Origin of the sequence: Methylobacter sp., assembly GCF_004322395.1 — a bacterium.
Classification (GTDB): Bacteria; Pseudomonadota; Gammaproteobacteria; order Methylococcales; family Methylomonadaceae; genus Methylobacter_A.
The window spans coordinates 1-7,180 of sequence record NZ_SCTW01000055.1; the positions used below are offsets into that span (position 1 = coordinate 1).

The 7,180-nt window shown below is 47.1% G+C and carries 4 protein-coding genes; all 4 read right to left on the minus strand.

The genetic code is table 11. The features are described 5' to 3' along the window. The coding region (locus EPO18_RS08285) for a DUF6531 domain-containing protein (protein WP_292432889.1) at positions 1 to 1,638 on the minus strand (1,638 nt) is incomplete at its 3' end. A gap of 937 nt (positions 1,639 to 2,575) precedes the next feature. Beyond that, the gene (locus EPO18_RS08290) at positions 2,576 to 5,959 is read right to left on the minus strand and encodes an NAD-glutamate dehydrogenase domain-containing protein (RefSeq protein ID WP_292432890.1); all 3,384 of its coding nucleotides are present in this window, start codon (positions 5,957 to 5,959) and stop codon (positions 2,576 to 2,578) included. A 113-nt stretch (positions 5,960 to 6,072) separates the two neighbouring features. Then, positions 6,073 to 6,636, minus strand: a complete 564-nt coding sequence (locus tag EPO18_RS08295; protein ID WP_292432891.1) for a hypothetical protein — start codon at positions 6,634 to 6,636, stop codon at positions 6,073 to 6,075. A gap of 39 nt (positions 6,637 to 6,675) precedes the next feature. Next, the gene (locus EPO18_RS08300) at positions 6,676 to 7,101 is read right to left on the minus strand and encodes an ATP-binding protein (protein ID WP_292432892.1); all 426 of its coding nucleotides are present in this window, start codon (positions 7,099 to 7,101) and stop codon (positions 6,676 to 6,678) included. Positions 7,102 to 7,180 lie beyond the last annotated feature (79 nt).

The following is a 7,180-nucleotide window of genomic DNA, read 5'->3' on the forward strand; positions in this document are numbered from 1 at the left end:
GACATCGAGCGAGGTGAGCCTCTGGCGCAGATCGTAAGTCAGGGTGGTGACGAGGCCGTTGGGGTCGGTCAGTTGTTCGACTTGGCCGTGCGGGGAGTAGCGGGTCAGCTGGGTGCTATGGCCGAGCGCGTCGGTGATTTGTTTGAGCTGGCCGCGGCAGCCGAGGTGTCCTCCTGCGCATGCGGCATCGGCCGGGTAATAGTCGTAGGTGATGATGTCGGATACATCGGTGCGCGGGCCGTCTTCGACTTTTTGCAGTAATACGCCGGGGACGGCGGAATAGGTATAGGCGGTTTTCCAACTGCGCGCGGTGTTGGTGGCCAAGTCCTTGACGGTCTTTTCTGTCAAGTCGCCTTGGGGGTTATAGGCATAGCTGGTTTGCTGGTTGCCGTTGGTGATTTGCACCGGCAGGCGGAAGGTCGGGTGCCAAACGGTGGCGATGGTGCGGGTTGCCGGGGTGGCCGCTCCGCTCGAGGTCAGCCCTTCGGTACGACTGGTTTCCAGGTTGCGGGTCAGGTCGTAGCTGTAGTTGGTGCGGTTGCCGTTGAAGTCGGTGCGGCTGGAGACGTTGCCATTGGCGTCATAAGTGATGTTGCTAGAAGCCGCACTACAGCCCGCACCAGCCGGTTGATCGCTACCGACGCTTTTCTGCATCCCATTAATCATTTGAAAATTGTAGGTGCGAACCGTACCCAGTGCATCTGTCACTGTAGTGGCCGCGGCATTGAAGTTAAGAGTGGTAGCGGCGGCACCCAACGCTAGGGATTCACTGTAAGCTTTGCCGTTGTTGTCGTAGTTGTATGTGGCGTAACGGACACCATTTTCGTCAATGATACCGGTTAGTGCATTTTTGTAGATGGAATTTTCGTAGAGGTAATTCTTTGTTTTTCCGTCTGGGTAGGTAATACCGATCAGATTGTTGTTGGCGTCGAAGCTGTATTGGGTAAGCTGTCCTTCTGGGTCGGAGAACCTGATGAGACGGCCGGAACTGTCATAGTCGAAATTGAGTTGTCGGTCTTGGTTGTCGGTAACACAGAGCAGGATACCTGCCTTACCGGGCATGGTGAAGCCGTTTGGACGCTGACAACTCGGTGCAAGATAACCGTTAGCTTGGGCAGTGGAACCGTATTGGATGCCGCCAACACCGTTGCTATAAGAGAATTGCTGGCGTTGATTGTTACGTGTTGTAATTTTAAGCAGTAATCCTAATGTATCGTATTCCTCGACGGAATTGTTCAAGGCGACGGTATAAGTCCAACCGATAACTATATTACCGTTTTTTAATTGAGTCAGCGTGTCGTTAATGTCGGAGTCGGTACTCCAATTGCTGCCGTTAAGAGAATAACTCAACGCCTTTCCATCGGGTCTGATGGCGACAACCATAGTTGGATTGTTGTTGGTATTCAGCCGTAGCGCTCGGATAATATCAATAGACCACTGCGCTGCTAAATCATATTGTGCGCGGTTTGTATGAGCACTATTATAAGTGCGAACAACCCTTAATAAGGAATTGCCTCCATCAATATAGTCTACTTCTGTTAGTAACTTGTTGCCGGTACCGATAGATATTGGGTTACAAGTAGTGGGATTAACATCATGAGGCTGTGTAGGATTGGGAGCGCCTACTTGCTTCGCCATATCGTTATCAACACATGCTAATTTTGGGTCCCATTTCTGAGTAGGATCACAAACACTATCTCCTGGCATCTCTCCAAAATACGCAATGTTGCTTCCGCAATTTGTGGAGTAATAACAGGATCCTGAGCTGCCGGAAGAACAGTTCACTGAACCAAAACAAGAGTTTGCGATCAAAAATGCTTTAAAGTTATCTGCCGTAGAGCAAAACCAATTTGAATTATTTAATAGAGAGCAGGCATATACGCTTGACGACCAAACAAAAGTGAACAAGCTAACAGCCCACAGCTGCGTCAGTCCATAGGCACGGCATGAAGTGTTTCTTTTTTTCTTAAGTATTTGCATTTTGGCCTCTTATAAACTCTTCTTAATGGCAAAAAAACATGGAGATTTAAAGCGTGTTCTAGTAATACGGAAGGCTTATCCTACGATAAGCTATCGACTTCTTAATTGAAGAATGCCCAAACTACATTCGACCACCTTTCGTTATCACGTAGGCGACCATACTCCAAGTCCCCATGATCTGCATTCTCCACAGGATATCGGCCAGGAAAGTCCGGCATGATTGGATGGGTTAAGCGACGGACTCATTGTGAGTTAAAAAATTACCGCTGTATGCAAGCCAAAGCTGACCTTTTTGTAAGTCCAAGACTAAAACTCAGGTTATGTGACATTCATCACGAATTTTAGAATGTTGTAGTCATTCGTCATATGAGTGGTATTCCCATATAAATGACCAATCAATGGAGGGCAGATTAAATTAATTATTGGTTAAAACTCAGATAAGTAAAATCAATAACATTAATTCAATTGATTTACTAAGCCCGAGCCGATATCAGGGCGAAGAGCAACGGCTAGGCGAGGCTTGGGATATCAGGCAATATAACTTGTGTAGATGCCTATGCATCATGTGGCTGATTAGATATGCCACTTCCCTGCATTAAAGACTACCATCAACCAAATGCCCCAGCTCTTTAGTCAATGTAATATACGGAAACAAATTAACCGGCAATGCATTGTTAATTTCCTGATAAAGCCGCCAGTATCGGTTGATTTTATGTTTTTGATCCGGCCGGTCAAAGTAGTCGGCGCAAGTTAGGGCTTTGCTTGCAAGGATGCCTTTAATTATCAGACCTATTACTCGCTTCATATCCTCTTGCAACTCATTCAATACATTTTGCTCCCAATAATCGTGTATGGGCATTTTCGCCAACTGGTCATTAACCTCATCCAGCTCCAGATAACGGATAATCTCATTGAACAGTTTCAGGATGGTGACAAAATTCTGCCCGTTTTCTACCGCGAGTGAAACAATCAGCGGAAAATCAGTCAAGCTGGATATAAACGCCATATTGAGCGCTAACTGGTCGGGAATGCCGTCTTGCCGATATTGGGCCAACTGCTCGTCAGACTCGGCATATTCATTTTTAAAGTACTGCTCATAATCTTTTAAATGCCGCGTGTAACATGTGACGGTTTGTTCAGTGGGCCGGATTTTTCTTCCTTGCATTAAAGCCCATCGACAAAAACCGATCAGTGTATTTTCCAGCAGCATTAATAGCCGATACTGCTGGTCGGCAGCTACTTTATTGTCCAGCGCGCTAATCGCCTGACGTAAGGCGTCGCCATCTAAAACCTGATCGAAGGTCAGGTAACAAGTGACATGATGGGGAATGTTCTTACTGTCCGAGTCCAGACTTAAAAAGCTGGAGCCGGCCTGATTGATTAGTTTATTGCTGATCAGGGTGGCTTTAATCTCACGGGCCAAAGGATGGGCGGGCAAATAATCTGCAAACTGTTTGCTGAGCTGTTCGGGAAAATAAGCCTGTAAATAACGGTTAAAATATTCTTCCTGCAATAAACCGGGTTGGTCGTCCTGCATCAACTGGGTCAGGTACATTTTGCTTGCAGCCATTAATACCGCAAGCTCAGGCCGGGTTATGACTTGTCCCGGCCGGGACATGATTTCTTTAGTTGGCGGAAAGCATTCTACGGCTCTATCGAAAGAACCGGCGGCTTCCAAACGTTCGGCCAATTGCAAATAAACTGCTGCATTTTCTTCGCAACGCCATTGCTCCAACGATAAACAAAGGCTCTGGGCGATATTATCTGCCAGCACCAACCGGCAAACATCCTGGGTCATACTGATGAATAGCGGCTGATAGTCGGTGATCAATTTTTTCTTTTGCAGACCGACCAGGAAGATTTTTAAATTCACCTCATGATCGGAAGTATCGACGCCTGCCGAGTTATCGACCGCATCGGTGTTAATACGCCCTCCTTTCAGGCTGTATTCAATGCGCGCTTTTTGGGTAAAACCCAGATTAGCGCCTTCGCCGACGACAATGGCGCGCAAATCGGCCGCGTCTACCCGCACATTATCATTAGCCCGGTCGCCGACATCTTCGTGCTTTTCGGTACTGGCTTTGACGTAAGTGCCGATACCGCCCAACCATAATAATTCCATCGGAGCAGTCAACAAATAACGTATCAGGGATTCGCCATCCAGCGATTTGTAACGTATACCTAACCATTTTTTCAATTCGGCGGAAACCGGAATATCTTTGGACGATCTTGGATAAACGCCGCCGCCTGCTGAAATAAGCGTTCGGTCGTAATCATTCCAACTGGAGCCCGGCAGCTCAAATAAACGCTTGCGCTCATTAAATGCCGCTTTAGTATCTGACGGATTCGGATCGATAAAAATATGCTGGCCGCTAAAAGCCGCCAATAACCGGATATAGGGTGATAGCAACATGGCGTTACCGAACACATCGCCGTCCATGCTGCCGATGCCGACTACGGTAAAGGCTTCGCTTTGTATATCTTTGCCTACAGGACGCAGGTGAGGGACGTGAGCAGAAACTGAAGCTTTGCCTAGCTCACGAAAATGGCGTTTTATACATTCCCAAGCGCCGCGCGCAGTAATGCCCAGTGCTTTGTGGTCATAACCGCGGGAGCCGCCGCTGGCAAAGGCGTCGCCTAACCAGAATTGGTATTCTGCCGAAACTGCGTTGGCAATATCCGAAAACTGTGCCGTACCTTTATCGGCGGCCACGACCAAATAAGGATCGGGGTCGTCGTAGCATACGATGTTCTGCGGTTTGACGACCTGATCATCAAGGTAATTGTCGGTTAAATCGAGCAAACCGTGTATCAGGATGAGGTAGGCTTTTTTTCCGACCTCTTTAAACCTTAAGCTGGATAACTTTGAGCCATTTTTTTTAACGACAAACCCGCCCTTGGCTCCTGTTGGGACAATCAAAGAGTTTTTACTGATCTGGGTTTGCATTAGGCCCAGAATTTCGGTTCTGAAATCATCGGGACGATCCGACCAACGAATGCCGCCGCGGGAAATCTTGCCGCTACGTAAATGTATACCTTCCATATCGACGGCATGGACGTAAATCTCGTTTTGCGGTTTGGGAGCAGGCATATCGATAATGCCCAAGCTGTTAATTTTAAAAGCGATGAAATAGTCAGATAAACTACGACGCAGATGAAAATTACAGCGCATAGTCGCATCAATCAGATTAAACAAAGTGCGCAAAATCCGGTCATCATTAATATCGGAAACCGTGGCGATGCTCTCCAGTAATTGCAACCGTAGCGAAAACGAAGCCTGCTCTTCGCGGATCACCGGATCATCCCAATCAGGATTCGGTCTAAAGCGCGCCTCGAAATAATTGAACAGGCATAAAGCAACCTGAGGATTGTTAAGCAAGGCATGATGCACACTGACTCGAGTAGTTCGATGCCCCAGTTGCAAATAATAGTTCCGATAAGCCCTAAGTACATCGATTTCCTGCCAAGCCATGCCGGTTATGACACATAGTTTGTTCAGTGCGTCATTTTCCACTTTCCCATCCATCATCACTCGAATGGTTTCCAGCATTCGGCTTCTTAGCTTGCTGAATGAAACGACGTGGTTTTTTGCCCCCTTAATGGTGAAGCTTTTAATAAACAAGGTCACGCCATCAACCGTAACCGGAAACTGCACCTGATCCATTACTCTTAAATGCATGTTTTCCAGAACCGGGATATATTCGTCCAGATAACGCGGCTGTCGGCTGTAAAAATGCAGCCGGTAATAATCGATTTTTTTGCCGGGATTAAGCAGGCTGATGCATTGACTGTTTGATGCCGGAATCTGTTCGAGATACAGCATATCTTTTAGCGCATACCGCGGTGAAACCAGTGACTGGTATTCGGCTGGAAAAGCTGACTGGTATTTCTTCCACAATTGGTGACCGGCTTGTTTGCCCAGAGCCCTTTCAGCTATAAGCTGCAAGGCCCTCGACCAAGTTTTGATAGGTCTGTTCAATTGCTTATCCCCTTATCCCTTATGAAGGCTTACATCGTTCGCCATAAACGGCAGCCCAAAGCGGCGTTGATGGTGTTGTTAGGCCATTGCTCATCTCGCTACACTTCATTAATTCAATGCTGCTTCCACATTAGATTTGATTCAACCGTGAATTTGTTAAATAGCGAGCCAAACCGAGTACCGTCTTTGGCTAGAACCTCGATGTCGACACCACCCGCACTTACTGCATATTGAAGCTGTCGAAGAGCATGGGGGCTTTTGCTGATAGCTAAGCCTTTACTCACTGCCTCGCGAGCCTGAGCGATTTCGTGCTTATCGTCTTCTTCTTGTTCAGATTCAAGGTACGGCACCGACCGCTGCATTTCACTGAGGCTTCCACTCCCTGAAAATTTAAGCAGATCAAACCAATACGGGTGGGTAACAATCAGTTGCAGGAACTCCGACATTGATATTGCCACTATCCCAGCTTGCCCCTCCGAGCTTACATACAACACCCTGCCTGTAACATTACCAGAAAGAAAGACCCCACCCGAGGCATCTTCTCCAAAGGCTACAAATGGCTCCCTCGCTTTGACACTGAACCAGTCAGTATCGATTGACTCACTACTTAGACGAAGGTCAAACCCCCACTCAAGCGCATCACTGATCTCATTATTGGCTTGCTTAAGTTCAAACACAAATGTCTCCTGCGGGGCTTAACATGATTATATTGTTTGTCAGCTCAGATATTTGATGATTTCCAAAACATTACAATCGCCCTGCCGGGTATAAGTAACCGAATCCATCAAGGTGCGAATAAAAAATATACCCATGCCGCCTTCTTTGGGATGATCAAAATCCGGCAGCAGCACAGACTCCAAATCGAAGCCCTGCCCGTGATCGTAAACCTTGATGTTTAATTCCTTTTCCTGAATAGTGATGGTGATTCTGACAGTGTCTTCCGGATTGCCGTAATTCCCGTGTTTGATAGCATTAACGGTCGCTTCCGTTAACACCAGATTTAAATGATAAGCCAACGCCTCTCGGTCGCCGGAAAATTTGTCCAGTTCTTTTGCTATATGCTCACCGATACTTCCGATCAAATCCAGATATTTGGTCTGCGTCGGAATGATTACCTCTACCTGAATCACCGAATTACACATATAAAACCTCTACGTTTCTCGGCAATTGCTCCTGCATTGCTCTACCTCCTGTATCCCTACAGTCAACGGTCAAAAGCCT